This window comes from Ramlibacter montanisoli (assembly GCF_013087525.1).
In the GTDB taxonomy this organism is placed as follows: domain Bacteria; phylum Pseudomonadota; class Gammaproteobacteria; order Burkholderiales; family Burkholderiaceae_C; genus Ramlibacter; species Ramlibacter montanisoli.
Genome location: NZ_JABFCS010000001.1, coordinates 727,670 through 754,669 on the forward strand (window position 1 = coordinate 727,670; position 27,000 = coordinate 754,669).

At 70.5% G+C, this 27,000-nt stretch carries 21 protein-coding genes and 5 pseudogenes; 16 read left to right on the forward strand and 10 right to left on the reverse strand.

Annotation, left to right across the window (positions count from 1 at the left end):
• Positions 1-6: 6 nt before the first annotated feature.
• The 4 genes and pseudogenes from HK415_RS24465 to HK415_RS03855 all read right to left on the reverse strand — a co-directional run bounded on the left by HK415_RS24465 (position 7) and on the right by HK415_RS03855 (position 2,718).
• Positions 7-492: a class I SAM-dependent methyltransferase gene (locus tag HK415_RS24465; protein ID WP_373684528.1), complete on the reverse strand. Its 486-nt coding sequence runs from the start codon at positions 490-492 to the stop codon at positions 7-9.
• Positions 493-545: 53 nt separating this feature from the next.
• Positions 546-1,359, reverse strand: a pseudogene (locus tag HK415_RS24470) (SDR family oxidoreductase).
• A 10-nt stretch (positions 1,360-1,369) separates the two neighbouring features.
• A complete protein-coding gene (locus tag HK415_RS25845) occupies positions 1,370-1,501 on the reverse strand; it encodes a hypothetical protein (protein WP_256373038.1) in 132 nt (43 codons plus the stop codon).
• Entirely contained in the window at positions 1,498-2,718 is a 1,221-nt protein-coding gene (locus HK415_RS03855; RefSeq protein ID WP_171556843.1) for an MFS transporter, read from the reverse strand. Before HK415_RS03855 ends, HK415_RS25845 begins: the two co-directional genes overlap by 4 nt.
• A 161-nt stretch (positions 2,719-2,879) precedes the next feature.
• Between HK415_RS03855 and HK415_RS03860 the strand changes: the two genes are divergently transcribed.
• The 9 genes and pseudogenes from HK415_RS03860 to HK415_RS03900 all read left to right on the forward strand — a co-directional run bounded on the left by HK415_RS03860 (position 2,880) and on the right by HK415_RS03900 (position 12,467).
• Positions 2,880-4,844 carry a DNA topoisomerase IV subunit B gene (locus tag HK415_RS03860; RefSeq protein WP_171556844.1) on the forward strand — a complete coding sequence of 655 codons (1,965 nt, stop codon included), beginning with the start codon at positions 2,880-2,882 and terminating at the stop codon, positions 4,842-4,844.
• A 10-nt stretch (positions 4,845-4,854) separates the two neighbouring features.
• Complete coding sequence (locus HK415_RS03865; RefSeq protein ID WP_253261756.1) at positions 4,855-5,406, forward strand: GNAT family N-acetyltransferase; 552 nt, start codon at positions 4,855-4,857, stop codon at positions 5,404-5,406.
• A pseudogene (locus HK415_RS03870) lies at positions 5,403-6,244 on the forward strand (lytic transglycosylase domain-containing protein). The gene HK415_RS03865 and the pseudogene HK415_RS03870 overlap by 4 nt, the downstream one beginning before the upstream one ends.
• A 54-nt stretch (positions 6,245-6,298) precedes the next feature.
• Positions 6,299-7,444 carry a diguanylate cyclase domain-containing protein gene (locus tag HK415_RS03875; RefSeq protein WP_171556845.1) on the forward strand — a complete coding sequence of 382 codons (1,146 nt, stop codon included), beginning with the start codon at positions 6,299-6,301 and terminating at the stop codon, positions 7,442-7,444.
• Between the two features lie 16 nt (positions 7,445-7,460).
• Positions 7,461-9,819: pseudogene (gene parC / locus HK415_RS03880) on the forward strand (DNA topoisomerase IV subunit A).
• Positions 9,819-10,019 (forward strand): hypothetical protein, encoded by a 201-nt coding sequence (locus HK415_RS03885; RefSeq protein WP_171556846.1) that lies wholly within the window; start codon positions 9,819-9,821, stop codon positions 10,017-10,019. Before parC ends, HK415_RS03885 begins: the two are co-directional and overlap by 1 nt.
• Before the next feature lie 74 nt (positions 10,020-10,093).
• Positions 10,094-10,858 carry an alpha/beta fold hydrolase domain-containing protein gene (locus tag HK415_RS03890; protein WP_171556847.1) on the forward strand — a complete coding sequence of 255 codons (765 nt, stop codon included), beginning with the start codon at positions 10,094-10,096 and terminating at the stop codon, positions 10,856-10,858.
• Positions 10,859-11,181: 323 nt separating this feature from the next.
• Positions 11,182-11,592: a GreA/GreB family elongation factor gene (locus tag HK415_RS03895; protein WP_309246566.1), complete on the forward strand. Its 411-nt coding sequence runs from the start codon at positions 11,182-11,184 to the stop codon at positions 11,590-11,592.
• Positions 11,589-12,467 carry a universal stress protein gene (locus HK415_RS03900; protein ID WP_171556848.1) on the forward strand — a complete coding sequence of 293 codons (879 nt, stop codon included), beginning with the start codon at positions 11,589-11,591 and terminating at the stop codon, positions 12,465-12,467. Before HK415_RS03895 ends, HK415_RS03900 begins: the two co-directional genes overlap by 4 nt.
• Positions 12,468-12,474: 7 nt before the next feature.
• On the opposite strand, the gene HK415_RS03905 is transcribed toward HK415_RS03900, so the two are convergent.
• The 3 genes and pseudogenes from HK415_RS03905 to HK415_RS03915 form a co-directional block, all read right to left on the reverse strand.
• The gene (locus HK415_RS03905; protein ID WP_171556849.1) at positions 12,475-12,930 is read right to left on the reverse strand and encodes a RidA family protein; all 456 of its coding nucleotides are present in this window, start codon (positions 12,928-12,930) and stop codon (positions 12,475-12,477) included.
• A gap of 25 nt (positions 12,931-12,955) precedes the next feature.
• A complete protein-coding gene (locus tag HK415_RS03910) occupies positions 12,956-13,867 on the reverse strand; it encodes a transglutaminase family protein (RefSeq protein WP_171556850.1) in 912 nt (303 codons plus the stop codon).
• Positions 13,868-13,875: 8 nt separating this feature from the next.
• Positions 13,876-16,525 (reverse strand): annotated as a pseudogene (locus tag HK415_RS03915) (circularly permuted type 2 ATP-grasp protein).
• 275 nt (positions 16,526-16,800) lie between these two features.
• Between HK415_RS03915 and HK415_RS26130 the strand changes: the two are divergent.
• Positions 16,801-17,145, forward strand: a complete 345-nt coding sequence (locus tag HK415_RS26130; protein ID WP_309246567.1) for a hypothetical protein — start codon at positions 16,801-16,803, stop codon at positions 17,143-17,145.
• 184 nt (positions 17,146-17,329) lie between these two features.
• Here the strand turns inward: HK415_RS26130 and HK415_RS03925 are convergent, their stop codons facing one another.
• From HK415_RS03925 to HK415_RS03930, 3 genes and pseudogenes are all read right to left on the reverse strand, one after another.
• Positions 17,330-19,816 (reverse strand): transglutaminase family protein, encoded by a 2,487-nt coding sequence (locus HK415_RS03925; protein ID WP_444965409.1) that lies wholly within the window; start codon positions 19,814-19,816, stop codon positions 17,330-17,332.
• 61 nt (positions 19,817-19,877) lie between these two features.
• Positions 19,878-21,056 (reverse strand): annotated as a pseudogene (locus tag HK415_RS27400) (transglutaminase family protein); the annotation flags it as partial.
• Positions 21,014-22,015, reverse strand: coding sequence for a hypothetical protein (locus HK415_RS03930; RefSeq protein WP_171556851.1), 1,002 nt, complete (start codon positions 22,013-22,015; stop codon positions 21,014-21,016). The pseudogene HK415_RS27400 and the gene HK415_RS03930, both read right to left, overlap by 43 nt.
• Between HK415_RS03930 and HK415_RS03935 the strand changes: the two genes are divergently transcribed.
• The 6 genes from HK415_RS03935 to HK415_RS03960 all read left to right on the forward strand — a co-directional run bounded on the left by HK415_RS03935 (position 22,002) and on the right by HK415_RS03960 (position 26,999).
• Positions 22,002-22,685 carry a serine/threonine-protein kinase gene (locus HK415_RS03935; RefSeq protein WP_171556852.1) on the forward strand — a complete coding sequence of 228 codons (684 nt, stop codon included), beginning with the start codon at positions 22,002-22,004 and terminating at the stop codon, positions 22,683-22,685. The genes HK415_RS03930 and HK415_RS03935 overlap by 14 nt on opposite strands.
• A gap of 79 nt (positions 22,686-22,764) precedes the next feature.
• Positions 22,765-23,526, forward strand: a complete 762-nt coding sequence (locus HK415_RS03940; protein ID WP_171556853.1) for a serine/threonine-protein kinase — start codon at positions 22,765-22,767, stop codon at positions 23,524-23,526.
• A complete protein-coding gene (locus tag HK415_RS03945; protein WP_171556854.1) occupies positions 23,523-24,050 on the forward strand; it encodes a hypothetical protein in 528 nt (175 codons plus the stop codon). The genes HK415_RS03940 and HK415_RS03945 overlap by 4 nt, the downstream gene beginning before the upstream one ends.
• Positions 24,014-24,406, forward strand: coding sequence for a response regulator (locus HK415_RS03950; RefSeq protein ID WP_171556855.1), 393 nt, complete (start codon positions 24,014-24,016; stop codon positions 24,404-24,406). Before HK415_RS03945 ends, HK415_RS03950 begins: the two co-directional genes overlap by 37 nt.
• Positions 24,403-24,765, forward strand: coding sequence for a response regulator (locus HK415_RS03955; RefSeq protein WP_171556856.1), 363 nt, complete (start codon positions 24,403-24,405; stop codon positions 24,763-24,765). The genes HK415_RS03950 and HK415_RS03955 overlap by 4 nt, the downstream gene beginning before the upstream one ends.
• A gap of 17 nt (positions 24,766-24,782) precedes the next feature.
• Positions 24,783-26,999: a chemotaxis protein CheA gene (locus HK415_RS03960; RefSeq protein WP_171556857.1), complete on the forward strand. Its 2,217-nt coding sequence runs from the start codon at positions 24,783-24,785 to the stop codon at positions 26,997-26,999.
• Position 27,000 lies beyond the last annotated feature (1 nt).

The following is a 27,000-nucleotide window of genomic DNA, read 5'->3' on the forward strand; positions in this document are numbered from 1 at the left end:
TCTAGGCTAGAGCAGGTATCGGTTCGGTGTACGGCTGGGCCGCTCGCGCACGGCCGCGATCCGCTGGACGAAGCGGTCGGGCTCCGGGAGGAAGCCATCCTCGTACGCCAGGATGCGCAGGCTGGGGTAGGCCTGCAGCAGTTCCCCCGGCGCCAGCAGGAAGTCCGGCCGCGAGGGCTTGCCCACGGTCTCGTTCCCCTGGGCGAAGGTCTCGTGCAGCAGCAACCCGCCTTCGGCCACCGATTCGAGGATGCGCGGGAACAGCGGCCGCCACAGGTAGTTGGTGACGACCACGGCGGCGAACTGCCGGCCGGCCAGCGGCCAGGGCCCGTTCTCGATGTCGGCGGCGACGGTCTCGCCCACGCCCTGCAGCGTGGCCAGCGCTTCGGCATCGCGGTCGACGCCGACCACCGGGTGGCCGCGCGCGGCGAACCAGCGCAGGTGGCGCCCGCGGCCGCAGGCGAGGTCGAGCACCGTGCCGCCCGCAGGCACCAGCGGGCCGAAGCGGACGATCCAGGGGAGGGGGCTTCGCTTCCGTGCATGGTCTAGTGCGGACGCGCCTCGTCCTTCAGCGCCGCCAGGGCCATGTCGTCCACCACGCCCGGCGCCAGCAAGCTTCAGGAAGCGGCCCAGCTTGCCCTTGGCCGTCATCACCACCTCGCGCTGGCGGCGCTCCATGCCGTCGACGATCAGGCGGGCGCATTCCTCGACCGACATGGCGTCGTCTTCCTTCAGCCCGCTCTTGCCCAGCGGGCGGCCCTGCGCGTTGTAGCCGCGCACGCGGATGTTGGTGGTGACCACGCCGGGGAAGGCGGTGGTGACGCTCACGCCGCGCAGCTTCACTTCGGCCCGCAAGGCCTCGAAGAAACCGGTCATGGCGAACTTGGTCGCGGCGTAGGCGGTGCGGCCCGGCACGCCGATCAGGCCCGACAGCGAGCTGACGGCGACGATGCGGCCGCGGCTTTCCAGCAGGTGCGGCAGGGCGGCGTGCGTGCACCAGACGGCGCCCCACAGGTTCACCCGCATCAGGTCCTCGTACCAGTGCAGGTCCTCGGCCTTCACTTCCTCGAACAGCGCCTGCGCCGACATGCCGGCGTTGTTGACCAGGGCGTCGATGCGGCCGAAGCCCGCCACCGCCTGGTCCACCAGCGCGCGGCACTGCGCTTCATCGGCCACGTCCATGGCGACGCACAGCACCTGGGCGCCGTGCGCGCGGCACTGGGCAGCCACCGCATCCAGCTTCTCGCTGCTGCGCCCGGCCAGGACCAGGGCAATGCCCTGCCGGTGCTTGCCGGCGAGCTGGCGGGCCATCTCGGCGCCGATGCCGTCGGAGCCGCCGGTGATGATGGTGACGTTCATGGGCCGCAATCTACTGGAAGCAGGCCCAGATCATGTCTCCCAGCGCCACCATCATCTGCGGGCGCGTGTAAAGGGCGAACACGGCGAGCAGCGCCACCACGGCGGCGGACCAGGCGGCAAGCTTCTTCGCGCGCAGGCTCATGCCGGCTGCGGCGCGGGGCCGCGTGCGATCGGCGCCTCGCGCACCGGCAGGTTCACCAGGGCCGCGAACACGCCCAGGGCGATGGCGATGTACCAGACGATGTCGTAGCTGCCGGTGCGGTCGTACAGCAGGCCGCCCAGCCAGACCCCCATGAAGGAGCCGATCTGGTGGCTGAAGAACACGAAGCCGCCCAGCATGGACAGGTGGGCCACGCCGAAGATCTGCGCGATCGTGGCGTTGGTCGGCGGCACGGTGGACAGCCACAGCACGCCCATCACCGCGGAGAAGATGTACACCGACATCGGCGTCAGCGGTGCCCACAGGAAGAGGGCGATGGCGATCGAGCGCCCGAGGTAGATCGCCGCCAGGATCTTGCGCTTGGCCAGCTTCTGGCCCAGGCTGCCGGCGAGGTAGGTGCCGAACACGTTGAACAGGCCGATCAGCGCCAGCGCGTAGCTGGCGACCTGCGGCGACAGGCCCTTGTCCTTCAGGTAGCTGGGCATGTGCACGCCGATGAACACCACCTGGAAGCCGCACACGAAGTAGCCCGCCATCAGCAGCTGGAAGCTGGGGTACTTGAAGGCTTCGCGCAGCGCCTGCAGGATGGTCTGGTCCCGCTGGGGCGCCGACACGCCGCCGAAGCCCGGCTCGCGCAGGCCGAAGGCCAGCGGCACGATCAGCAGCACGAACAGCGACAGCGCCAGCAGCGCCTGCTGCCAGCCGAAGCCGCCGATCAGGAAGCCTTCCACCGGCACCATCAGGAACTGGCCGAAGGAACCCGCCGCGGCCGCCACGCCCATGGCCCACGAGCGCTTCGAAGGATCGATCTGCCGGCCGATCACGCCGTAGATCACCGCATAGGTGGTGCCGGCCTGCGCGGCGCCGATCAGCACGCCGGCGGTCAGGGCGAACACCAGCGGCGTGGGCGACAACGCCATGCCCGCCAGGCCGAGGCCGTACAGCACGGCGCCCCCGACCAGCACGCGGAAGGCGCCGAAGCGGTCGGCCGCCATCCCGGCGAAGATGCCGAAGAAGCCCCAGGCGATGTTCTGGATGGCGATGGCGAAGGAGAAGGTCTGGCGGCTCCAGTCCTGCGCCTGCGTGATCGGCTGCAGCCACAGGCCGAAGCCGTGCCGGATACCCATGGAGAGCGTGACGATCATGGCGCCGCAGGCCAGGACCTGCATCATCGACAGCTTGCGTTCGGCGGATTGCATGGGCGGCAACTGTAGCGAGAAGGCCTCACGCCCGCTTGCCGCGCGCCTGACAACCCTGTTGAAATGTTTTCGCGGGATTGATGACGGTGCCGCATGAATGGTATCTTGGCTGTACATTCATCCAGTGGCCGGCGCGGCGCCGACTACAATCCCCACCCTCTATGGCGACCAAACCGAACGAGTACTCCGAAGGTTCGATCCGCGTGCTCAAGGGCCTGGAGCCCGTCAAGCAGCGGCCCGGCATGTACACGCGCACCGACAACCCCCTGCACGTGCTGCAGGAAGTCGTGGACAACGCCGCCGACGAAGCGCTGGCCGGCCACGGCAAGCGCATCCGCGTGACCATGCATGCCGACGGCTCGGTCAGCGTGGAGGACGACGGCCGCGGCATCCCCTTCGGCCTGCACCCGGAGGAAAAGGCGCCGGTGATCGAGCTGGTGTTCACCCGGCTGCACGCGGGCGGCAAGTTCGACAAGGGCAAGGGCGGCGCCTACAGCTTCTCCGGCGGCCTGCACGGCGTCGGCGTCTCGGTCACCAACGCGCTGGCGCGCCGGCTGGAAGCCACCAGCTACCGCGACGGCGAGGCCGCCACCATCACCTTCTCCGGCGGCGACGTCACCGAGAAGCTGAAGAAGCGCAAGGCCGGCGCGGACGACCGCAAGCAGGGCACCACGGTGCGCGTGTGGCCGGACCCGAAGTATTTCGACAGCATCGCGGTGCCGATGGCCGAACTGGCCCACCTGCTGCGCAGCAAGGCGGTGCTGATGCCCGGCGTGACCGTGCAGCTGACCGACGAGAAGAAGAAGGACACCCAGACCTGGCAGTACAAGGGCGGCCTTCGCGACTACCTGATGCAGACCCTGCCGGCGGACCCCGTGATCCCGCTGTTCGAGGGAGAGGGCTACGCGGACAGCAACGAGAACTTCGCCGAGGGCGAGGGCGCGACCTGGTGCGTGGCCTTCACCGAGGACGGCAACCCGGTGCGCGAGAGCTACGTCAACCTGATTCCCACCACCGCCGGCGGCACCCACGACAGCGGCCTGCGCGACGGCCTGTTCAACGCCGTCAAGAGCTTCATCGAGCTGCACAACCTGCAGCCCAAGGGCGTGAAGTTGCTGCCGGAAGACGTGTTCGCCCGCGCTTCCTACGTGCTCTCGGCCAAGGTGCTCGATCCGCAGTTCCAGGGCCAGATCAAGGAGCGGCTGAATTCGCGCGACGCGGTGCGGCTGGTCTCCAGCTTCGTGCGGCCGGCGCTGGAGCTCTGGCTGAACCAGCACGTCGAGTACGGCAAGAAGCTGGCCGAGCTGGCGATCAAGGCCGCGCAATCGCGCCAGAAGGCCGGCCAGAAGGTGGAAAAGCGCAAGGGCTCGGGCGTCGCCGTGCTGCCCGGCAAGCTGACCGACTGCGAGAGCAAGGAGCTCTCGCACAACGAGATCTTCCTGGTCGAGGGCGACTCCGCCGGCGGCAGTGCCAAGATGGGCCGCGACAAGGAATGCCAGGCCATCCTGCCGCTGCGCGGCAAGGTCCTGAACACCTGGGAGGTCGAACGCGATCGGCTGTTCGCCAACACCGAGATCCACGACATCGCGGTGGCGATCGGCGTCGACCCGCACGGCCCGAACGACACGGTGGACCTCTCCGGCCTGCGCTACGGCAAGATCTGCATCCTGTCGGACGCCGACGTGGACGGCTCGCACATCCAGGTGCTGCTGCTCACGCTGTTCTTCCGCCACTTCCCCAAGCTGATCGACTCGGGCAACGTGTACGTCGCGCGGCCGCCGCTGTTCCGCGTGGACGCGCCGGCGCGCGGCAAGAAGCCGGCCTCCAAGCTCTATGCCCTGGACGAAGGTGAACTCACCGCCATCCTGGACAAGCTGCGCAAGGAAGGCGTCAAGGAAGGCTCCTGGACCATCAGCCGCTTCAAGGGCCTGGGCGAGATGAGCGCGGAACAATTGTGGGAAACCACGCTCAATCCCGACACCCGGCGCCTCCTGCCCGTCCAGCTGGGCAAATTCGACTTCACCGGGACCGAGAATCTGATCACCAAGCTCATGGGCAAGGGCGAAGCCGCCGCCCGCCGCGAGCTGATGGAACTGCACGGCGATGCCGTGGAAATCGACATCTGAGACGCACCGCATGATGAACGCCGCAGCCGCTTCCTCCCTCCAGCCGATGCGCGTGCGCCTGCGCCCCACCATGCAGAGCGACCTGGACTACGTGCTCTCGCTGGAGCGCGACCCGGAGAACCTGCCCTACATCACGCCCTGGGAGAAGATCCAGCACGAGGCGGCCATCCGCTTCCCGGACTTCCGCCACTTCATCATCGAGGCCGGCCCCGAGCTGGAGCGCGGCGGCTTCCTGATCCTGATCGGCTGCCGCAACCAGCACCAGTCGATCGAACTCAAGCGCATGGTGGTGCAGAACAAGCACCAGGGCGTGGGCCGCGCGGCGCTGCGCGTGGTCAAGAAGATCGCCTTCGACGACCTCGGCGCCCACCGTTTCTGGCTGGACATCAAGAAGCGCAACACCCGCGCGCAGGCGCTGTACGTCAGCGAAGGCTTCGTGTTCGAGGGCAAGCTGCGCGAGGCGGTCAAGGTGGAGGACGGCTACGACTCGCTGGTCGTCATGTCCATGCTGCAGGACGAGTACGCCCGGCGCCGCAAGACGGCGATGGAGCTGGCGGGATGAACGCCCGGCGGGCCCTGGCCCTGCTGGCCGCGGTGGTCGCCACCACCTGGCTGGCACCCGCGCGCGCGGAGGTCTGGGGCTACGTCGATGAAAAGGGCGTGGCGCACTTCGCCGCCGAAAAGCTCGACGAGCGCTACGAGCTGTTCTTCCGCGGTGGCGAGAGCTTCGACACGGCCAGTGGCGTGCAGACGCCGCGCTCGGTGGCCGTGCCGACCCGCTCCCTGACCAAGCTGCACGCCTACTTCGACATCTCGCCGAAGTACAAGCAGGTCAAGCACCACCTGCGCGAAGCCTCGCAAGAGCACGGCGTGGACCTCGAATTGCTGCAGGCGCTGATCGCCACCGAATCCGGCTTCGACCCGCAGGCCGTGTCGCCCAAGGGCGCCGTCGGCCTGATGCAGATCATGCCGGCCACCGCGCAGCGCTACGGCGTGAACGCGGACCGCAAGGCGCCGATCGCGCTGAAGCTGACCGACCCCGGACCAACGTGCGCACCGGCACCCGCTACCTGCGCGACCTGATCCGGCGCTACCCCGGCCAGCTGGACCTCGCCCTGGCCGCCTACAACGCGGGCGAGGGCGCCGTGCAGCGCGCGGGCAACCGCATCCCCAATTACCGCGAGACCCAGAACTACGTGAAGACGGTCATGCAGCTCTATGGCATGTTGAAGCCGCCGGCCATGGCGGCCGCGGCCGCCAAGCCGCCCGTGCGCGTGCAGATGCAACTGCCGGCGCCGCCCTCCGTGACGGTCGCCCGCCGCAACATGCCCGCGGGCCTGTCGCCCGCGCCGGTGCCCATCCTCGCGCCCGAGGAGCCGCAGGCCGTCCTGGACTACTGAAGGCATGAGCGACTCGCCCGCAGGCGGCCGCTGCCGCCCCGTCCCCTCGCGCGCATGACGGACCCGATCGATCCGGCGCAGCTCTGGCTGGGCGCCTTCGTGGGCGCGCAGGTTCTGCTGGTCTTCTTCTGCGTGATCAAGGCCAACGTCTACCGCGAGCGCGCGCTGCTGCTGCACGGCGCCGCCACGCTGATGTCGGTGGTGGCGGTGCAGTCGCTGATCGGCCAGCATCCGCTGCTGCCGGCCGCCGTGCTGCTGCTGGTGCCGGCGCTGGCCGGCCTGCAGCTGCTGGACCTCATGAGCCACGCGGGCTCGCTGCGCCAGGCGCGGCGCTGGCTGCTGGCGGTGAGCGCCGGCGTGCTGCCCGCACTGGCGGTGGCGGCGGCGTACACCTTGTGGGCGCTGGCCGCCGGCATGGTGGTGTGGGCGGCCGTGGTGTTCCTGCTGCTGCTGCGGGCCTGGCGCCAGAGCCAGCCCTGGGTGTGGTGGCTGGTGCCCGGCTACGCGGCGCTGGTGCTGGCCAGCGGCGTGGTCGCCTTCGACGCGTCGCCGCATTCGATCGAGGACGCGGTCCTCTATGCGGCGTTGCTCACGGTCTGGTCGGCCTGCACCTACCTGGGCACCGGCTGGCGCGGGCGCATCTTCGGCGAGACGCGCGCGCGCGTCCATGCCCGCAACAGGGTGGACCCGCTCACCGGCCTGGCCACGCCGCTGGTGCTGGCCGAGCGCATCATCGCGGCGCGCCACCTGGTGCGCCGCTATGGCCACCCGAGCACGGTGATGGTCGTGCACATCGAGAACCTCCCGGCGCTGGCCGCGGAGTTCGGGCCGGAGGCGGCGGAGTCCGCGGTGCTGGCGGCGGCCAGCCGCGTGCGCGACGCGCTGCTGCGCGACGGCGACGTGGCGGCGCGCCTGACCCACGCCCGCATCGGCGTGCTGGCCGAAGGCACGGCCCCCGCCCAGGCGGCCGCCAGCGTGGCAACGCGTATCCTCTCGGCGGGGCTCAAGGAGCCGCTGGCCGCGGTGAAGGCCGAGTACCTGCGCTTTCGCATCGTGCTGTCGGGCGTGCCGACGGAGGAGATCCCGCCCAAGCTGCTGCTGAACCGCCTGAATTCGCGGATGGACCAGGAGCTGAGGATGGCCTCGGAGCGGCGCATCGCGACGGTGCCGCAGGAAGAACTGACAGTCGACTTGATCTGATCACCAGAAGAAGAGCATGGAGCAGGAACTCATCACATTCGGCAGCGGCGGCGACGACGACAGCGGCCTGGACCTCGCCACCTACGCGCAGCGTGCCTACCTCGAATACGCGCTCAGCGTCGTCAAGGGCCGGGCGCTGCCCGACGTGGCCGACGGCCAGAAGCCGGTGCAGCGGCGCATCCTGTACTCGATGTACCGCATGGGGCTGGCCTTCGGCGGCGGCTCCGGCGCCAAGCCGGTCAAGAGCGCGCGCGTGGTCGGCGACGTGCTGGGCCGCTTCCACCCGCACGGCGACCAGGCGGCGTACGACGCGCTGGTGCGCATGGCGCAGGACTTCGCGCAACGCTATCCGCTGATCGACGGCCAGGGCAACTTCGGCAGCCGCGACGGCGACGGCGCCGCGGCCATGCGCTACACGGAAGCGCGGCTGGCGCGCATCTCCAACCTGCTGCTCGACGAGATCGACGAGGGCACGGTCGAATTCGTCCTCAACTACGACGGCAGCACGCAGGAGCCGGTGGTGCTGCCCGCGCGCCTGCCCTTCACGCTGCTCAATGGCGCCAGCGGCATCGCCGTCGGCCTGGCCACCGAGATCCCCTCGCACAACCTGCGCGAGGTGGCCGAGGCCTGCGTGGCGCTGGTGAAGAACCCCAAGCTGTCCGACGAGGACCTGTTCGCCCTCATTCCCGGGCCGGACTACCCGGGCGGCGGGCAGGTGATCAGCAGCGCGCAGGACATCGCCGATGCCTATGGCACCGGCCGCGGATCCCTGAAGGTGCGCGCGCTGGAAGATCGAGGAGCTGGCGCGCGGCCAGTGGCAGCTGGTGGTGACCGAGCTGCCGCCGGGCGTGAGCTCGCAGAAGGTGCTGGAGGAGATCGAGGAACTCACCAACCCCAAGGTGAAGGCCGGCAAGAAGGCGCTGTCGCAGGACCAGGTGCAGCTGAAGCAGTCCGTGCTGTCGGTGCTGGACGCCGTGCGCGACGAATCGAGCAAGGACGCCGCCGTGCGCCTGGTGTTCGAGCCCAAGACCAGCCGCATAGCGCAGAACGAACTGACCACGACGCTGCTGGCGCACACCAGCCTGGAGACCTCGGCGCCGGTGAACCTCACCATGGTGGGGCTGGACGGCAAGCCGACCCAGAAGTCGCTGCGCCAGATGCTGGTGGAGTGGATCGAGTTCCGCCAGCGCACGATCGAGCGACGCTCGCGGCACCGCCTGGAAAAGGTGCTGGACCGCATCCACATCCTCGAGGGCCGGCAGCTGGTGCTGCTGAACATCGACGAGGTGATCGCGATCATCCGCGCGGCCGACGAGCCCAGGCAGGCGCTGATGGCGCGCTTCCGCCTGTCCGAGCGGCAGGCCGAGGACATCCTGGAAATCCGGCTGCGCCAGCTCGCGCGGCTGGAAGCCATCAAGATCGAGCAGGAACTGAAGGAACTGCGCGGCGAGCAGGCGAAGCTGGAGGAGATCCTCGGTTCGCCCGCGGCGCTGCGCCGCCTGATGATCAAGGAGATCGAGGCCGACACCAAGCAGTTCGGCGATCCGCGCCGCACGCTGATCCAGGCGGAGAAGAAGGCCGTCGCGGAAGTGAAGGTGGTCGACGAGCCGGTGACGGTGGTGGTGTCGCAGAAGGGCTGGGTGCGCGCGCGCCAGGGCCACGGCCACGACGCATCCACCTTCGCCTTCAAGGCCGGCGACGGCCTGTACGGCACCTTCGAATGCCGCACGGTCGACACGCTGCTGGCTTTCGGCAGCAACGGGCGCGTGTACACGGTGCCGGTGTCCATCCTGCCGGGCGCGCGCGGCGACGGCCAGCCGCTCACCACCTTCGTCGAACTGGAGGCCGGCACGCAGCTGGTGCACTACTTCGCGGGCGCCGGCAACGTGTGGCTGCTGCTGTCCAACTCGGGCGGCTACGGCTTCGTCGCCACGGTGGAGAACCTCACGTCGCGGCAGAAGGGCGGCAAGTCCTTCCTCTCGCTGGGCGCGGGCGAGACGGTGTGCCGGCCCTCGCTGGTGGGCGTGCCCCCGGCCGATGGGGCGGCGGCCAGCGGCGGCCCCGGCGGCTTCGCGACGCACGTGTGCTGCGCGTCCACCGGCAAGCGCATCCTGACCTTCGAGATCAAGGAGCTCAAGCCCATGGCCAACGGCGGCCGCGGCCTGATGCTGATGGACCTGGAGCCCAAGGAGGAACTGGCGGGTGCCGCCGCCTACACGCGCTCGGTGAAGATCACCGGCCTGGGCCGGGGCGACAAGGACCGCGAGGAAGTCCTGGAGATCCGTTCTCTGAACAACGCCAAGGGGGCGCGCGGGCGCAAGGGCAAGGTCGCGGACCTCGGCTTCAAGCCGCTGGCGGTGACCCGCGTCGAGTGATGGAACGCCGCAAGCTGCGCGCGGGCCAGCCGATCACGCCGCAGGAGTTCGACGAGCTGTCGGACGAGGAGCTGGAGCGGCTGGTGCCCAGGCGCTACCGGGAATTCTTCCCCGGCAAGGACGGCTGCGCCGACGGCTTCTTCTACCTGCACGATGGCACGGCCTACAGCTTCTACCGCGGCGGCCTGCTCGACGAGTAGCCACCCGCCCCCGGAACTGCGCGATTTCCTTAAGATCAGCCCGCCCCGGCCGTGCCGGAACACGGAGCTTTCGCATGCGGTTTTCGAGGTGGTCGCCCCTGTTGCTGGCTGCAGGCCTGCTGGCGGGATGCTTCCCGCGCAGCGATCCCTCGCAGGCGGTGCCCACGGCCTTCGTCGCCGCGCCGCAAGCGGCCACGCGCATGGTGGTGGTGCTGCCCGGCCGCGCCGACGACATCCAGGGCCTGCGTGAAAGCGGCATCGTGCAGGCAGTGCAGTCCGCGTGGCCGGATGCCGACGTGGTGCTCACGGGGCTCGCGCTGCCTTACTACCTGGAAGGCGTCGCCGAGCAGCGATTGCACCGGGAGGTCATCGCGCCGGCGCGGCGGCGCGGCTACGCGCAGATCTGGCTGGTGGGTGCATCGCTCGGCGGCATGGGTTCCATCATGTACCAGCGCGCCTATCCGGGCGAGGTCACGGGCATGGTGCTGCTCGCGCCTTACCTCGGGGACGAACCCATGCTGGCCAGGATCCGCGCTGCCGGAGGCATCGCTTCGTGGGAGCCGCCCTCGAAGCCCGCAGCCGTGAAGCGCAGCAACTTCCAGGAGGAGTTGTGGCGCCACGTTCAAAGCTGGTCGCGCCGTCCCGAAGCGGCCAGCAACGTGTGGCTCGCCTATGGCCGCAGGGACCAGTTCCGCAACGCGATGCCCTTGCTGGCCGCCGTGCTGCCGCCGGACCAGGTGCTGGTGCGCGGTGGGGGCCACGACTGGGGCGTGTGGTCGCCGGTCACGCGCGAAGTGCTGTCGCAGATCGACCGCCAGCAGAGGGCCAGCGCGGACTGATTGCGCGCGCCGGGCGCGCGCAATCTGGCAAGGACCGCGGGGGCATTCGCCCGGGCGCGGCACGCATGGCCTAAACTCGGCGGCATGAACTTCCAGCGCCACACCTCGTTCGCACGCGCCATCCGCGCGCTGCCCGGGTGCGCGCGAACGCCCGCCCGGATGGCGGCGACGGCGGCCCAGCGGCCGCAGTCGCACGCACTTTCCTGAGCCCGGCGATTCCTCCTTTCTCCCGCTAGCGCAAGCCGAATCGCCGGGCCTCCCAAGCGCCCCTCGCACGCCCCCGCACCCGGGGCGCGTGCCCTTTCGCCGCGAAGGAGACATCCGTGCAAGTCAGCACCCCCGTCGAGCGCACGCTCACCCTGCAGGACTACCTGCAGCTCACCCGGTTCGTTTCGCAGCAGCAGCCGCATGCGGGCGCCGAAGCCCTGCAGGACATGCTGGACCAGAGCGACCTGGTGTCGCTGCCCGAAGTGCCCGCCACCCTGGTCACGCTGCACACGCACGTGCTGCTGGAGGACCCGTCCGGCCGTTCCTACCAGCTGACCTTGTGCTGGCCGCAGGAGGCCCGGCCGGCCGAGGGGCTGGTGTCGGTGCTGTCGCCGGTGGGCGCCGCGCTGCTCGGGCTGCACGTGGGCTCGGTGGCGCGCTGGCGCACGCCCGGTGGCGAGCAAGGCAGCGCGCGCATCCTCGCGGTGCTCGGGCGCCCCGAAACCAAGGTGGGAGGACGCGCATGAACACGCATCCCCTCGGCGAGGTGCTGGTCCCGGTCGACGGCTTCGGTCCGTCCACCAATGCCGCATGGCGCGCGGCACTGGTCGCGCGCGACCTGGGCGCGCCGCTGCGGCTGCTGCACGTGCGGGAAGGCGTCCACGCGGAGGCCGATGCGACGCTGCGCCGGCTGGTGCTGGAGATCGGCGAGCGCACCGGCGTCACGCCGCAGCTCGACACGGTCGCCGGCAAGGTGCTGGAGCAGACCGTGCGCGCCGCGCGCGATGCGGCGCTGCTGGTGATCGGCCCGCGCCGCGGCAATCCGCTGCGCGCCATGGTCGTCGGCACGCAGGCCGAGCAGCTGATCCGCCTGTGCCGCGTCCCGGTGCTGGTGGTGAAGAAGCCCGCGACCGCCGGCTACCGGCGCGTGCTGGTGCCGGTGGAGCTGGTTCCCGCGGCGCGGCCCATGATCGCCGCGGCGGCGCGGCTCGCGCGCGACGGGCTGGAGGTGCTGCATGCGCTGCAGCCCGGCGACGAGATCGGCATGCGCGCCTGCGAAGTCCCCGAGTGGGTGGTGCGCCGCCAGCGCCAGCGGGCCGCCGACGAGGCGCGTGCCGCGCTGCACGGCCTGATCGCGCAGGCCGGACAGCCGCGCGGCGTGCGCACGATGGTGGGCTTCGGCGATGCCGCGCGCCTGGCGCTCGCGCGCGAGGCCGCGATGCGCGCGGACCTGCTGGTGATCGGCAAGCGCACGCGCGGGCTGCTGGCGGACTTCTTCCTGGGAAGCGTCACGCAGCGGGTGCTGGCCTCCGCCCGCGCCGACGTGCTGGTGCTGCCGCGGCCCGCGCGCGCCGGCGCCGTCGAGGCGCCACCGGCCTGGATGTCGCCCGCGCCCGGCTGAAGCGGCGTCAGCCGACCTCGGCGATGAGCTCGATCTCCACGCAGGCGCCCATGGGGATCTGCGCGACGCCGAAGGCGCTGCGTGCGTGCGCGCCCTTGTCGCCGAAGACCTGGCCGAACAGCTCGCTGGCGCCGTTGGTGACCAGGTGCTGTTCGGTGAAGTCCGGCGTGGAGTTCACCAGGCTCATGACCTTCACGATGCGCTTGACCTTGTTCAGGTCGCCCACCGCCGCGTGCAGCGTGCCCATCAGGTCGACGGCGATGGCGCGCGCGGCCTGCTTGCCTTCCTCGGTCTGCATGGTCTTGCCCAGCTGGCCGACCCAGGCCTTGCCTTCCCGCTTGGCGATGTGGCCGGAGATGAACACGAGGTTGCCGGTGCGCACGAAAGGCACGTAGGCGGCAGCGGGCGTGGCCACCGGCGGCAGCGTGATGTTCAGTTCCTTCAGCTTGTCGTAGACGCTCATGGCTGCTCCTTGGTATGCAGGCATTCTAGGGAGCGGCCGGCTCCTCCGGGGCCGCGGCCTCTGCCGGCGTGACGGTGACCGCCACGCGCAGCGAATGGCTGGCGCCGCCATGGATCACGCCGCGCATGGGCGAGACGTCCGAGTAGTCGCGGCCGATGGCGAGCGTGACGTAGTCCTCGCCCGCGGTCCGGTCGTTGGTCGGGTCGAAGTCCACCCACAGGCCGGGCCCTTCCCTGGCCGGCAGGTAGAGCGCGACCCAGGCATGCGATGCGTCGGTGCCCACCAGCCTCGGCTGCCCGGCCGGCGGCTCCGTCAGCAGGTAGCCGCTCACGTAGCGCGCCGGCAGGCCCAGGCTGCGCAGGCATCCGAGCATCACGTGCGCGAGGTCCTGGCACACGCCCTTGCGCAGGGCCAACGCCTCCAGCGCCGGCGTGTTCACGTCGGTGGCGGTGGTTTCGTATTCGAAGTCGGCGTGGATGCGCTGCATCAGCTCGCGCGCCGCCTCCACCACCGGCCGGCCCTCGGGGAAGCTGGGTTGCGCGTAGGCCACGAAGGCGTCGTCGCGCGGCACGTAGGGCGAGGCGAAGATGAACTCGCTGGCCGGGTCGTACTGCGCGCCGCGGTGGTAGCGCATGCGCTCCGTCACCTCCTGCCAGGGCTGGCTGTCCGCGGGCTCTTCGCTGGCGCCCGTCTCCACCAGGCTTTCCGCCAGCACCCGCAGCGTGTCGTGCGAGAACTGCAGGCTGAAGAAGCTGCGCGTGTTGCCGTACACGTCCACCGCTTCGGTCTGCTGCGCCGGCTCCGGATCGACCGTGAGGCGGTGGCTCAGGAGGCGCTGGCGGCCCCTGTTCGCGGGCTTGAGGTGCGCCATGTGCTGCGCGGTCCGCACCGGCGGGACATAGTCGTAGGCGGTCTCGTGCAGGACGTGCAGCAGCATGGGAGTCTTCAGGCGCCGACGCTGTAGCGTTCGTCGAGCGAATGCGCGAAATAGCGCGCGGTGAGGTCGTCGGACAGGCGGTAGGATGCATCGACGCAGTGCTGCAGCAGTTCCAGCAACGGGCCGTAGCGGCCTTGCGCGTCGCGCTCGCACAGGGCGTCGAGCGTCCAGCGTTCCGGGTCCGGCACCGGCATCGCCATCACCGGCATCACGCCCGGGGCGAGCCCGCCAGCTTGGCCAGGCGGCCGCGCAGCGTCTGCGCGACCCAGCCGAGCGAGCGCGGGTTGTCGCGGTCCAGCACCAGCAGGTCGAGCAGGGCGGGGATGTCGTGGCGCTGCTGGTACTGCGCGTGGAAGGTGATGGTGCTGTCGAACAATGCCACCACCGCCTCGAAGCCGCCTTCGTCGTTGATCGCGCCGGTGTCGAAGGCGCTGGCCAGTGCCTGCGCGAGGAATCCCAGGCGCTCCAGGTGGCGCCCCGTGGACAGCAGGCGCCAGCCGTCGTCGCGCGTCATGCGGTCGGTCTGCGCGCCGGTCATGGCGGCGGTGTGGCCGGACAGCACCTCCAGCACGCGCAGCGCCTCCACCGAGGAATAGTCGGCCTCGTCGATGCAGGAGGCGCAGCCGAGGCGGAACTCCTGCTCGGCGCGCATGATCAGGTTCCACTGCTCCTGCGACAGGCGCTCGCGCACCGCGGCGGCGGAATTGCGCAGCGCGCACAGGTTGTAGCCGACGCTGGTGGCCTTCTTGCTGTCGCCCAGCGCCGCGATCAGCGAGCGTTCGAACACGCGCCGCGTGTGCGTGGCCGGCGGCACTGCCGGCAGCACGAGCCCGCTGGCCACCGCGACTTCGCTCAGCCAGGCCATCAGCGGCTGCGAGGACTGGTCCTCGCCATTGAGGCTCTCGATCGCCAGCCGCGCGAGCCGCGCCGTGTTCTCGGTGCGCTCGGTGTAGCGGCCCAGCCAGAACAGGTTCTCCGCCGCGCGGCTGGTCACCGTGCGGCTGCGGTGGCGCGTGTCCACCGAAGGATGGTCGTGGTGCAGCAGGCTGGTGGGATCGACCTCGCCTTCGGTCATCACCCAGGTGTCGGCGCTGCTGCCCCCGCGCTGCATGGACGCGATCTCGAGGTCGCCGGACGCGATGCGCGTCAGCCCGCCCGGCAGCACGCGCCAGCCCTGGGCGCCATCGGACACGGCGAACACGCGCAGCAGCAGCGAGCGCGGCAGGATGCGGTCGCCGGTGCGCGCGCTCTTCCAGGTGGGCATCTGCGACAGCGGCAGGTAGGCCTGCACCGTGTGCTCGTCGGGCTCGCGCATGATGCGGCCGGCCCATTCATCGAGCTGCCGGCGCGTGAGGTTCTTGCCCAGCACCGCGCCGGCCCCCGCGCCCGAATACGTCGTCTTGATCACGCCGCTGGCCAGTTGCGGCAGCACCGACAGCATGGCCGCGCGTTCGCCGCACCACCACGTGGGCAGTGCGGGCAGCTTGAGCTCCTCGCCCAGCAGGTTGCGGCTGAGCGCGGGCAGGAAGCCGAGCAGGGCGGTGGATTCGAGGAAGCCGGAGCCCGGGCAGTTGGCGACCAGCACGTTGCCCGCGCGGATCGCCTGCAGCAGGCCCGGCACGCCCAGGTGCGAATCGGCGCGCAGTTCCAGCGGGTCGAGGAACTCGTCGTCCAGGCGCTTGAGCACGCCGTGCACCGGCTGCAGGCCCTTGAGCGTCTTGAGGAACAGGCGGTCGCCGCGCACCGTGAGGTCGCTGCCTTCGACCAGCGCGATGCCCAGGTAGCGCGCGAGGTAGGCGTGCTCGAAGTAGGTTTCGTTGTAGGGGCCGGGCGTGAGCAGCACGATGCGCGGCTCGCCCTCGCCGGCCGGGCACATGGCCAGCAGGCTTTCGAGCAGCGCGCGGTAGGTCGCGGCCAGCCGCTGCACCTTCAGGTCGCGGAAGGCTTCGGGGAACTGGCGCGAGATGATCAGCCGGTTCTCCAGCAGGTAGCCCAGGCCCGAGGGTGCCTGCGTGCGCTGCGTGACGATCCACCAGGCGCCGGCGGGATCGCGCGCCACGTCGAAGGCCGCGATGTGCAGGCGCCGCCCGCCGGCCGGACGCGCGCCGTGCATCGGCCGCAGGTAGCCCGGGTGCCCCTGCACCAGCGCCGGCGGCAGCAGGTTGGCGGCCAGCAGCTTCTGCGGGCCGTAGACGTCGTCGAGGATGCGCTCCAGCAGCTGCACGCGCTGCAGTACGCCGGCCTCGATCTTCTGCCAGCTGGCCGCCGGGATGATCAGCGGGAACAGGTCCAGGGCCCAGGGTCGCTGCGGACCCCGGCGTCGGCATAGACGTTGTAGGTGATGCCGTTGTCGCGCACCTGCCGCTGCAGGTCGGTGGTGCGCCGGTTCAGGTCGGCGAAGCCCTCGCGCCCGAGGTTCTCGAAGAAGCGGGCCCAGGGCCGCGCGGGCAGGGCATGCGCGCCCACCACCGTGCCCTGCGCCTCGGGCAGCGGGTTCGACACGCCGCCGCGCAGCTCGTCGTAGTGGCCGGCGGCGGCAGGCGGTGCCAGCGCGGCGGCCAGCGCAGCGGGCGTCTCCCCGGCCTGCGTGCCGAACAGCGATTCGTTGGTGGAGTCCACTTCGCGGCCATTCTCCCATCGGGGGCGCCGCGGGTCCATGCGGGTGTTGCCACCCGCGCACGGCCGGCCTCAGCCGACCTGCAGCACCAGGCCGGGGTCGAACAGCGCGTTCTCGATGCGGCCGTCGCGGGCGTAGCCGCGCGGGTTGCAGACCACGCGCGTGCCGGCCACCTCGTAGTCGAAGCTGTCGTGCGTGTGGCCGTGGATCCAGAGCTGGACCCGTTCGCCCCCAGCAGCTGGTCGGCGTCCGACACGAAGCAGAGGTTGACCGGCGACCCCGCGAAGCGCGGATGGATGCTGCGTCGCGAGGGCGCATGGTGCGTGACCACCACCGTCGGGCCGTCGTGCGGCTGCGCGAGGCGGGACTGCAGCCAGTCCGCATGCCGGCGGAACTGGGCCGCGCACGCTTGCGGCGTGAACAGCGCATCGTCGTCCTCCTCCAGCCGGATGCGCTGGAAGTCGCGCATGAAACGGGTCGCGGCATCGACGGCCACGTCGCGTTCCGGCCCCTCGCCGAACAGGCGGAAGTCGGTCCACAGGGTCGAGCCGAGGAAACGCACGCCCTCCAGGTGGAGCTCGCCGTCATCGAGCAGGTGGATGGCGCTGCCCGCGCACAGCTCGCGCGCAGCGCGCGCGTGCCGTTGAGGCTGGCGCCGTAGAACTCGTGGTTGCCGGGCACGTAGAGCACGGGCTTGCCGAGTCCCTTCGCCCAGGCGACCGCATCGCGCGGCCGCGCGATGTCCCCGGCCAGCACCACGAGGTCCGCGTCGGTGGCGGGCGGCTCGAAGCCGGCCTGGCTCAGGTGCAGGTCCGACAGGATGTGCAGCTTCAGCGGCACGGCCTTCAGGCCGCGGTGCGGCGCAGGTCCAGCGTGAACGGGAACTCGCGGCTGCCCGGCACGTCCACCGTTGCCGGCGGCACCTGCAGCCGCCCGGGCGAGTGGCCCATGCGGAAGAAGCGCGCCAGGCGCCGGCTCTCCGCCTCGTACGCGTTGACCGGGAAGGTCACGTAGTTGCGGCCGCCGGGGTGCGCGACGTGGTACTGGCAGCCGGCGATGGAGCGGTTCATCCAGGTGTCGACGATGTCGAAGGTCAGCGGCGCATGCATGCCGATGGTGGGATGCAGCGCCGAGGGCGGCGCCCAGGCCTTGTAGCGCACGCCGGCGACGTACTCGCCGATGGTGCCGGTGGACTGCAGCGGCAGCGCGCGGCCGTTGACGGTGACCACGTGGCGGCTCTCGTTGAGGCCGTTGACCTTGACCTCGATGCGCTCCAGCGAGGAGTCCACGTAGCGCACGGTGCCGCCGGTGGCGCCTTCCTCGCCCATCACGTGCCAGGGCTCCAGCGCGTTGCGCAGCGTGAGCTCCATGCCCATGGCCTGCAGGTCGCCCACCATGGGGAAGCGGAACTCGAAGTGCGGCGCGAACCACGCCGTGTCGAAGCCGTAGCCGGCCTGCCGCATCTCGGCCAGCACGTCCTGCAGGTCCATCCAGATGAAGGTGGGCAGCATCCAGCGGTCGTGCAGTTCGGTGCCCCAGCGGGTGACCGGCGCGCGATAGGGCTCGCGCCAGAAGCGGGCGACCAGGGCGCGGATCAGCAGCTGCTGCACCACGCTCATGCGCGCGTGCGGCGGCATCTCGAAGCCGCGCAGCTCCAGCAGGCCCAGGCGGCCGGTCGCGCTGTCGGGCGAGTACAGCTTGTCGATGCTGAACTCGCTGCGGTGGGTGTTGCCGGTGACGTCGACCAGGATGTTGCGCAGCGTGCGGTCCACCAGCCACGGCGGCATGCCCTGGCCGTACACCTGCCGGCTGCGCTCGATCTCGCGCATGGCGATCTCCAGCTCATACAGCTGGTCGTTGCGCGCTTCGTCCACGCGGGGCGCCTGGCTGGTCGGGCCGACGAACATGCCGCTGAACAGGTAGCTGAGGCTGGGGTGGTTGTGCCAGTACAGCAGCAGGCTGGCCAGCAGCTCGGGCCGGCGCAGGAAGGGCGAGTCCGCCGGCGTGGCGCCGCCCATCACGAAGTGGTTGCCGCCGCCGGTGCCGGTGTGGCGGCCGTCGGTCATGAACTTCTCGGCCGAGAGCCGGCTCTCGAACGCGGCCTGGTACAGGAACTCGGTGTGCTGCACCAGTTCCTTCCAGTCGTGCGCCGGGTGGATGTTCACCTCGATCACGCCCGGGTCGGGCGTGACCTGCAGCACCTTCAGGCGCGCGTCGCGCGGCGGCGGGTAGCCTTCGAGCACGAGCTTCACCCGCGTTTCCACGGCGGTGGCTTCGATCGCCGAGAGCAGCGCGAGATAGTCCTCCAGCCTGGCCAGCGGCGGCATGAAGACGTAGAGCAGGCCGCTCTTGCCGCCGTGCTCGCGTTCGGCCTTCGGGCCGTTGGCGCGCTGCGGGTCGCGCACTTCCACGCACAGCGCGCTGCGCGTGGTCCAGTGCGAGGACTCGAAGCGCTGGGGCGCCCGCGCGAAGTCCGCGGGTTCGGCCTGGGATCCGCGTGCGGCCGCGGCACGCGCCGCGCCTTCACCCTGGGCGAGGCGGGCGCCGTCCTGGAACAGCCGTTGCGCCTCGCCGCGCGGATCCGCCGGCCCCTGCAGGTAGCGCCCGCGCAGGGCGTCGTACACGGGCAGGGGAGCGGTGGGCGCCATCGGGTCGCGCTCCACCAGGTAGGGATAGTCGGCCTTGCTCACCCAGGGCAGGCTCTCCAGCGGCAGCCGGTATCCCATCGGCGAGTCGCCCGGGATCAGGTACATGCGCTCGTCGCGGAAGAACCAGGGACCGGTGCGCCAGGCCGGGCCGCCGAGCGCGGGCGCGGGCGGGGCATCGGGCGCGTCCTCCGCCACCGCCAGCGGCAGCGCGAAGCCGACCACGGTTCCGAGCTTCTGCTCGAACACGCGGCGCAGGCGCGCGCGTTCCATCTCGTCGTCCAGCCGCGCGTCGAAGGGGTCCACGTTCACCGGCAGCTTGCGTTCGCGCCAGAGGAAGTAGAACAGGTCCTCGTAGGCCGGCTGGATGTACTTGTCGGTCAGTCCCAGCTTGCCGGTGAGCGTGCGGATGAAGCGCTGCGCGTCCTCGGTGGTGTAGCGGGCCGGCACGCGTTCATCGGCGAAGAGGGCCGGGTCGCGCCAGCAGGGCTGGCCGTCGCCGCGCCAGCAGATCGAAAGCGCCCAGCGCGGCAGCTGCTCGCCGGGATACCACTTGCCCTGGCCGAAGTGCAGGAAGCCGCCGTCGCCGTATTCCGCGCGCAGCTTGTGCACCAGCTCGGTGGCGAAGCCGCGCTTGGTGGGACCGAGCGCATCGGTGTTCCATTCCGCGGCGTCGCGGTCCTGCACCGCCAACGAAGGTCGGCTCGCCGCCCATGGTCAGGCGCACGTCCTCGGTCTGCAGCTGGTGGTCCACCGCGTCGCCCAGCGCCAGCACCTCGGCCCACTGTTCCTCGGTGTAGGGCCTGGTGACGCGCGGCGACTCGTGGATGCGCGTGACCTGCATGTGGTGGCTGAACTCCACCTCCGCCTCGTCCACCAGGCCCTCGATCGGCGCGGCGCCCGAGGGCTGCGGCGTACAGGCGAGCGGGATGTGGCCTTCGCCGGCCAGCAGGCCCGAAGTCGGGTCGAGCCCGACCCAGCCGGCGCCGGGAAGATAGACCTCGCACCAGGCATGCAGGTCGGTGAAGTCCACTTCCGTGCCGCTCGGGCCGTCCAGCGCCTTCACGTCGGGCCGCAGCTGGATCAGGTAACCGGAAACGAAGCGCGCCGCCAGGCCGAGGCGGCGCAGCAGCTGCACCAGCAGCCAGCCGGAGTCGCGGCAGGAACCGCTGGCGAGCTTGAGCGTGTCTTCCGGCGTCTGCACGCCGGGCTCCATGCGGATCAGGTACTTCACGTCGCGCTGCACCTGCTGGTTCAGGTCCACGAGGAAGTCGATGGTGGCCCGCTTGCGGCGGTCGATCCTGCCCAGGTACTCCTGCACCAGCGGCGTCAGCGGTTCGCACTGCAGGTAGGGCGCGAGCTCCTCCGCGACCACCGCCTCGTACTTGAAGGGGAAGTTGTCGGCGCTGGGCTCGAGGAAGAAGTCGAAGGGGTTGTAGACCGCCATCTCGACCACGAGGTCGACGGTCACCTTGAATTCGGTGGCCGGCTCGGGGAAGACCAGCCGCGCCTGGAAGTTGGCGAAGGGGTCCTGCTGCCAGTTGATGAAGTGTTTCGCGGGCTCGACCCGCAGCGAATACGAAACCACCTTGCTGCGCGAGTGCGGCGCGGGACGCAGCCGCACCACCTGCGGGCCCAGGGTCACCGGTCGGTCGTACTTGTAGTGGGTGACGTGGTTCAGCGCAGCGTGGATGGACATGGCGTTCATCGTAGCAATGGCCGGGCCAGCGATGGGCACCCGCCACACATGCAGTACCGAAGAACCCGCCCGTCGGCACTGCGAACCGGTTGGCGGCTGGCCGATGCCGCCGGTCCGCGTGTCTGTAACAGTCGGAGCGCACCCGATGAGTTGCATCAACGAGGCGTCGCAAACGCGTGACAAAGTCACGTCGGAACGGTTGTGACTAAATGTAGATGCCGGTAGCATGTAACCAAATGCGACAACCTCTCGAAGCCCGCTCTCCCGCCGAAGCGCCCCAGGCGCCGCGGATGGGCGACTTCGCCTCCTCCTCCCACCTGAACTCCACCATGGGGGATGGCAGCATCTGCGACGGCCAGACCGTCGCGACCTTCGTCTATGCCCGGCTGCACAACTTCTCGGCGGTCTGCAACGCGCTCGGGCCCGACGAGGCCGCTTCCTTCGTCAACGAGGTGCGGCGCCTGCTGACCGAACCCATCATGAAGCTGGGTGGCGAGGTCGCGCAGCGCCGGCCCGACTCGATCCTGGCCGTCTTCAGCAACCGGCCGGACGACAAGAAGCCCAACCACGCGCAGCGTGGCCTGCATGCCGCCATCCTGCTGGTGCACGAGGCCGTGCAACTGGCGCAACTGGTGGCCAGCCGGCCGCAACTGGCCAACCTGCCGCTCCTGAGCCTGGCCGCCGGCGCGCACCTGGGCATGGCGGAAATCTCCCGGCGCACCAATGGAGGGAGCTCCAAGGTGCACGCCGCGGGCGACGCGGTCGAAGTGGCGCGCCTGCTGGAAGTGACGGCCATGGACCTGAACTGGAGCGTGGCGACCTCCACCGGCACCCGCCTGGCCGCGGCCGGCCGCGCCGACGCCGGCCGCATCGGCTCGGTGGGCCTGCCGGACAACAGCTTCATCGACATCGTCGAAGTGACCGGCCTGGTGCCGCGCAAGGGCTCCAACACGCCGCCGCGCGTGTTCGAGATGCTGCGCGAATCGCTGGTGACCAACACGCAGGCGCGCAAGCGCGCCGGTGCCGCGGCGCCCGCCGTCAATGCCGCGCCGCTGTCGGGCGCGCAGTTCCTGATCGAGGGTTACCGCGTGCTGCGCAAGATCGGCGAGGGCGGCATGGCCCAGATCTTCCTGGCGCAGGGCGCCGAGGGCGGCCCCGCAGGTGCTGAAGGTGATGCAGCTGGACAAGGCGGTGGAGGCCGACGGCCTGCAGCGCTTCATCCAGGAGTTCGCGCTGCTGGCGCAGATCCAGCACCCCAACGTCGCGCGCATCTTCCGCCAGGACTTCTCGGTGGCGCATGCCTACATCGCCATGGAGTACTTCCCGCAGGGCGACCTGCGCGCGCGCATGAAGACCGGCACCATCACGCCGGAGATGGCGATCTCCTACATCAAGCAGATCGCCGCCGGCCTGTCCGCCATCCACGACGTGGGCATCGTGCACCGCGACATGAAGCCGGACAACCTGATGTTCCGGCAGGACGGCAGCCTGGCCATCGCCGACTTCGGCGTGGCCAAGCAGACCGTCATGAAGATCACCGACACGGGCGACGGCGACATCGTCGGCACGCCGTATTACCTCAGCCCCGAACAGGCGCTCGGCGAACAGGTGGATGCGCGCTGCGACATCTACAGCCTGGGCGTGCTGGCCTTCGAGCTGCTCACCGGGCGCAAGCCCTACCACGCGAGCTCCGCGCAGGAGCTGCTGCGCATGCACGTGCAGGATCCCGTGCCGCTGCTGCCGCCGGAGCACGCGTCGCTGCAGGCGGTGATGGAAAGCATGATGGCCAAGAACCGCGAACAGCGTTACCCGTCCGCCCGCACCCTGCTGGACGACCTTGCCAGGATGGGGCTCTGATGACGGCGGCGACCCTTCCCGCCTGGCGCGCCCCCGTTCCGCCGGCCACGACGCCGAGGGCTTCGATGCGCCCCCGCGCGTGCCGGGCTACCGGCTGCTGCGCCACATCGGGAGCGGCCGCAGCACGACCGCCTGGCTGGCCTTCGACCTGAACCGGCGCGCCGACGTGGTGCTCAAGATCGAGGCCGCGCCCGGCGCCTCGCTGGTGCGCGACTGCGTGATCGCCGCCCGCGTGCAGGGCCCGCACCTGGTGCAGGTGCACGGCCATGGCCGCACGGCGCAGTGGTCCTTCGTGTCGATGGAACACGCCCCCGGCGGCGACCTCGCACAGCGCATGCGCTCGCCGCTGGCGCGCGACGAGGCGCTGTCGCTGTTCTCGCAAGCGGCGCTCGCGCTCGCGCAGCTGCACCGCCAGCGGCTGGTGCATCGCGACGTCAAGCCGGCGAACTTCCTGCTGCGCGGCGACGGCAGCCTGGTGCTGGCGGACTTCGGCCTGGTCGCGGAAGAGGGCGCCGTGGATCCGGGCTTCGCCGAGGGCACGATCGTCGGCACCCCGCGCTACGTCGCGCCCGAACAGCTGCAGGGCGCGCCCCGCTGCCGGCGGCCGATGTCTATTCCCTGGGCGTGCTGCTGTACGAGATGCTGTGCGGCCGCCCCCTTTCGCCGGCGAGACGCTGATGGAGGTGTGCTCCCAGCACCTGCTCGCCCGACCCGCCCCGCTGCCCGCCGAACACGCGGACCAGCAGGCCTTCCTGGACCGCATGCTGTGCAAAGAGGTGCAGTACCGGCTTCCCGACGGGGATGCCGTTCTCGGCCTGATCGGCCAGAGGTGTTGACGTGACCCTGAATGAACAATACCTGGTCGACGTGATCGGCTTCAATCCGGTGGAGCGCTCGATGCTGGCCAGCATCTTCGCGCTGGCCGCCCGGCGCGATCCCGGCTTCGTGCAGTACGACCCTGCCTCCACCGTCAGCGGTTCGGCCGACATCTACCTGGTCGATGCCGAGAACCCGGACGCGCTCAACGAGTTCAAGACGCTGTCCAAGCGCGCCAACCTGCCGGCCGTGATGATCGGCTCCGGCGGCGACAGCATGGGCTTCACCATGCTGCCGCGGCCGCTGCAGTGGGCCCGCCTGCTGCAGGCGCTGGAGGACACGGTGTCCGCCGCCGGCGTCGGCACCAAGGCCAGGCGCGACGAGGAGGACGGCACGCTGCCCCTGGGCAAGACGCTGTCGGCCAGCGGCGCCGGCCGCTCGCACCCCGGCGGCAACCCGCCGCCCCTGGACGAGGCCGCCGCCAGAAGCGCGCGCTGGGCGACACGGTGCTGGTGGTGGACGACAACGCCTCGGTGCGCATGTTCATGAAGGCCAAGCTGGCGCCCTTCAATTTCGAGGTGGACTTCGCGGAGACCGGCGAGGAAGCGGTCGGCCTGACCGGCACGCGCGAATACACCTGCGTGTTCCTGGACGTGGTGCTTCCCGGCATCGACGGCTACCAGGTCTGCAAGCTGATCAAGGCGAACAAGCACGCGATGAAGAAGACGGCGGTGGTCATGCTCACCAGCCGCAGTTCACCGTTCGACAAGCTGCGCGGCTCGCTGGCCGGCTGCGACGAGTACCTCACCAAGCCCCTCGACGAGGACCGCCTGCTCGAGGTGATCGCCCAGTTCCTGCCCTCCAGCCGCAAGAAGCGCGACAAATCCGGGAGCAAACAACAATGAGCAAATCGATTCTGGTCGTGGACGACACCCGCTCCATGCGCGCCATGGTGGCCGCCGTGCTGCAGGGCGCCGGCTACGAGGTCGCCGAGGCGGGCGACGGCCTGGAGGCGCTCGAGCTGGCGCGCGCCCGCGTGTTCGACCTGGTGGTCACCGACCACAACATGCCCAACATGGACGGCGTGACGCTGGTGCGCAAGCTGCGCGCGCTGCCCAACTACGACCCGGTGGCGCTGATCGTGCTGTCCACCGAGGCCAGCCCGGAACTCAAGCAGCGCGGCCGCGAGGCCGGCGCGACCGGCTGGATGGCCAAGCCCTTCGATCCCCAGCGCATGCTGGACATCGTCGGCAAGTTCATCTGACGCGAGCGGGGTAGCGCATGTTCCAGCCCTCCAATGCCTTCGGCGACCCGGTCGCCTTCCGCACCATCTTCTTCGAGGAGGCGCAGGAGCACCTGGCCAACGTCGAGGCGATCCTGCTGCGGATGGACACCGATGCGCCGCACCCCGACGACCTGAACGCCATCTTCCGCGCCGTGCATTCCATCAAGGGCAGCGCGGCGATGCTGGGCTGCGCCGAGATCGCCGCGCTCACGCACCTGCAGGAAAACCTGCTGGACCTGCTGCGCAAGAACGAGCGGCCGATCACCGGCGAGGACGTGGACGCCATGCTCAAGGCCGGCGACGTGCTGCGCCTGCAGGTGCTGCACCGCCGCGGCTCGGTGCCCGATTCGCCCGATGCGAGCGGCGTCGAGGCGCTGCTGCGCGAGCGCGTGGCGCAGCCCTCGTCCGATGCGGTGGACGGCCAGTCGGGCCCGGTGAGCCGCAGCTTCCGCGTCAAGCTGGGGCCGCTGGAGGCGCCGATCGACGAGCTCGAACTGGACATGATGCTGACCGGCCTGTCCGACATGGGGACGGTCACCGGCACGGTGGTGGACAACACCGCCGGCGGCGGCGTGTCCTTCGACGTGCTGCTGCAGGGCGCCGCGGCGGACCTGCAGAGCGTGCTGTCGCTGGTGGTCGCGCCCGAGCAGATCGCGATCGAAACCCTGGGCGTGGCCGCGGCGCAGCCGGCGCCGCAGGAGCAGGCCAGGCCCGCCGCGCCGCAGCTCAAGGCGGTGGCACCGGCCGCCCCGGCCGCCAACGAACTGGACGAGTTCTTCGTCGACCCCGCCGAATTCAAGAAGAAGAAGGGCAACGGCCTGGACGAATTCTTCGTCGAGCCGGCAGACCTGAAGAAGAAGGTCGCGGCCAGGCCGCTGGCCTCGCTGGCGCCCGAGCACGCTCCCGACAACGTGGACCTGTTCGTCTCGCCCGAGCAGTTCAAGAAGGACCGCAAGCCGCGCGCCGCCGCACCCGCGCCGGCCGCACCGGTGGCGGACCTGCACGATGCCGCGCTGTCCGGCTCGCACGAGGCCACCTTCATCCGCGTGTCCACCGAGAAGATCGACCTGCTGGTGAACCTGGTGGGCGAACTGGTGATCACCGAGGCGATGCTCGCGCGCACCGGCGCGCTGGCCGACGCCGGCAACGACGGCCGCTACGCCTCCGGCAGCGGCCTGGCGGACCTGTCGCGCCACACGCGCAACCTGCAGGAGGCGGTGCTGGCCATCCGCATGCTGCCGATCTCCAACGTGTTCCAGCGCTTCCCGCGGGTGGTGCACGAGCTGTCGGCGCGCCTGGGCAAGAAGGTCGAACTGAAGATGGCCGGCGAGGGCACCGAGCTCGATCGCGGCCTGATCGAGAAGATCTCCGACCCGCTCACGCACCTGGTGCGCAATGCCATCGACCACGGCCTGGAAACGCCCGATGCGCGCCTGGCCGCGGGCAAGCCCGCCGTGGGCACCGTCACGCTGCGCGCCAGCCAGCGCGGCGGCAACATCATCATCGAGGTGAGCGACGACGGGCGCGGCCTGGACCGCGAGCGCATCCTGGCGCGCGCCCTGCAGCGCGGCATGCCGATCTCGCCCTCCGCCCCGGACGCCGAGGTGTTCCAGCTGATCTTCGAAGCCGGCTTCTCCACCGCGGAAAAGGTGACCGACGTGTCCGGCCGCGGCGTCGGGATGGACGTGGTCAAGCGCAACATCCAGGCCTTGAGCGGCACCGTGGACCTGAGCTCCACGAAGGGCAAGGGCTCCAAGGTGACCGTGAGCGTGCCGCTGACGCTGGCGATCATGGAGGCCATGACCATCGCCATCGGCGGCGAGACCTACGTGCTGCCGCTGGCCTCGGTGGTGGAATCGCTCAGCGTCTCGGGCAGCGAGCTGCACAAGCTGCCCGGCCACGGCGACACGCTGCGCGTGCGCGAGGAGTACCTCCCGGTGCTGCACCTGGCCAGGCTGTTCCCGCCGAAACAGGCGCGCGAGCAGTCGGCCGGCATCGCGGTGATCGTCGAGACCGACGGCGCCAAGGCGGCGCTGCTGGTGGACGAACTGGTGGGGCAGCAGCAGGTGGTGGTCAAGAGCCTGGAGACCAACTTCCGCAAGGTGCCCGGCCTCTCGGGTGCCACCGTGATGGGGGACGGCTCGGTGGCGCTGATCCTGGACGTGGCCCACCTCGTGCGCCTGTCCGGCCGCGAAGGCGCGATGCTGTTGTAGC

Excerpts from the sequence above, each read along its gene's own strand:
- HK415_RS03865 (WP_253261756.1), top strand. The coding sequence starts at position 4,855 with ATGATGAACGCCGCAGCCGCTTCCTCCCTCCAGCCGATGCGCGTGCGC.
- HK415_RS03905 (WP_171556849.1), bottom strand. The coding sequence starts at position 12,930 with ATGAGCGTCTACGACAAGCTGAAGGAACTGAACATCACGCTGCCGCCG.
- HK415_RS26130 (WP_309246567.1), top strand. The coding sequence starts at position 16,801 with ATGGTGCGTGACCACCACCGTCGGGCCGTCGTGCGGCTGCGCGAGGCG.
- HK415_RS03890 (WP_171556847.1), top strand. The coding sequence starts at position 10,094 with ATGCGGTTTTCGAGGTGGTCGCCCCTGTTGCTGGCTGCAGGCCTGCTG.
- HK415_RS03900 (WP_171556848.1), top strand. The coding sequence starts at position 11,589 with ATGAACACGCATCCCCTCGGCGAGGTGCTGGTCCCGGTCGACGGCTTC.
- HK415_RS03955 (WP_171556856.1), top strand. The coding sequence starts at position 24,403 with ATGAGCAAATCGATTCTGGTCGTGGACGACACCCGCTCCATGCGCGCC.
- HK415_RS03855 (WP_171556843.1), bottom strand. The coding sequence starts at position 2,718 with ATGCAATCCGCCGAACGCAAGCTGTCGATGATGCAGGTCCTGGCCTGC.
- HK415_RS25845 (WP_256373038.1), bottom strand. The coding sequence starts at position 1,501 with ATGAGCCTGCGCGCGAAGAAGCTTGCCGCCTGGTCCGCCGCCGTGGTG.
- HK415_RS03910 (WP_171556850.1), bottom strand. The coding sequence starts at position 13,867 with ATGCTGCTGCACGTCCTGCACGAGACCGCCTACGACTATGTCCCGCCG.
- HK415_RS03860 (WP_171556844.1), top strand. The coding sequence starts at position 2,880 with ATGGCGACCAAACCGAACGAGTACTCCGAAGGTTCGATCCGCGTGCTC.
- HK415_RS03960 (WP_171556857.1), top strand. The coding sequence starts at position 24,783 with ATGTTCCAGCCCTCCAATGCCTTCGGCGACCCGGTCGCCTTCCGCACC.
- HK415_RS03935 (WP_171556852.1), top strand. The coding sequence starts at position 22,002 with ATGCAGCTGGACAAGGCGGTGGAGGCCGACGGCCTGCAGCGCTTCATC.
- HK415_RS03875 (WP_171556845.1), top strand. The coding sequence starts at position 6,299 with ATGACGGACCCGATCGATCCGGCGCAGCTCTGGCTGGGCGCCTTCGTG.
- HK415_RS03885 (WP_171556846.1), top strand. The coding sequence starts at position 9,819 with ATGGAACGCCGCAAGCTGCGCGCGGGCCAGCCGATCACGCCGCAGGAG.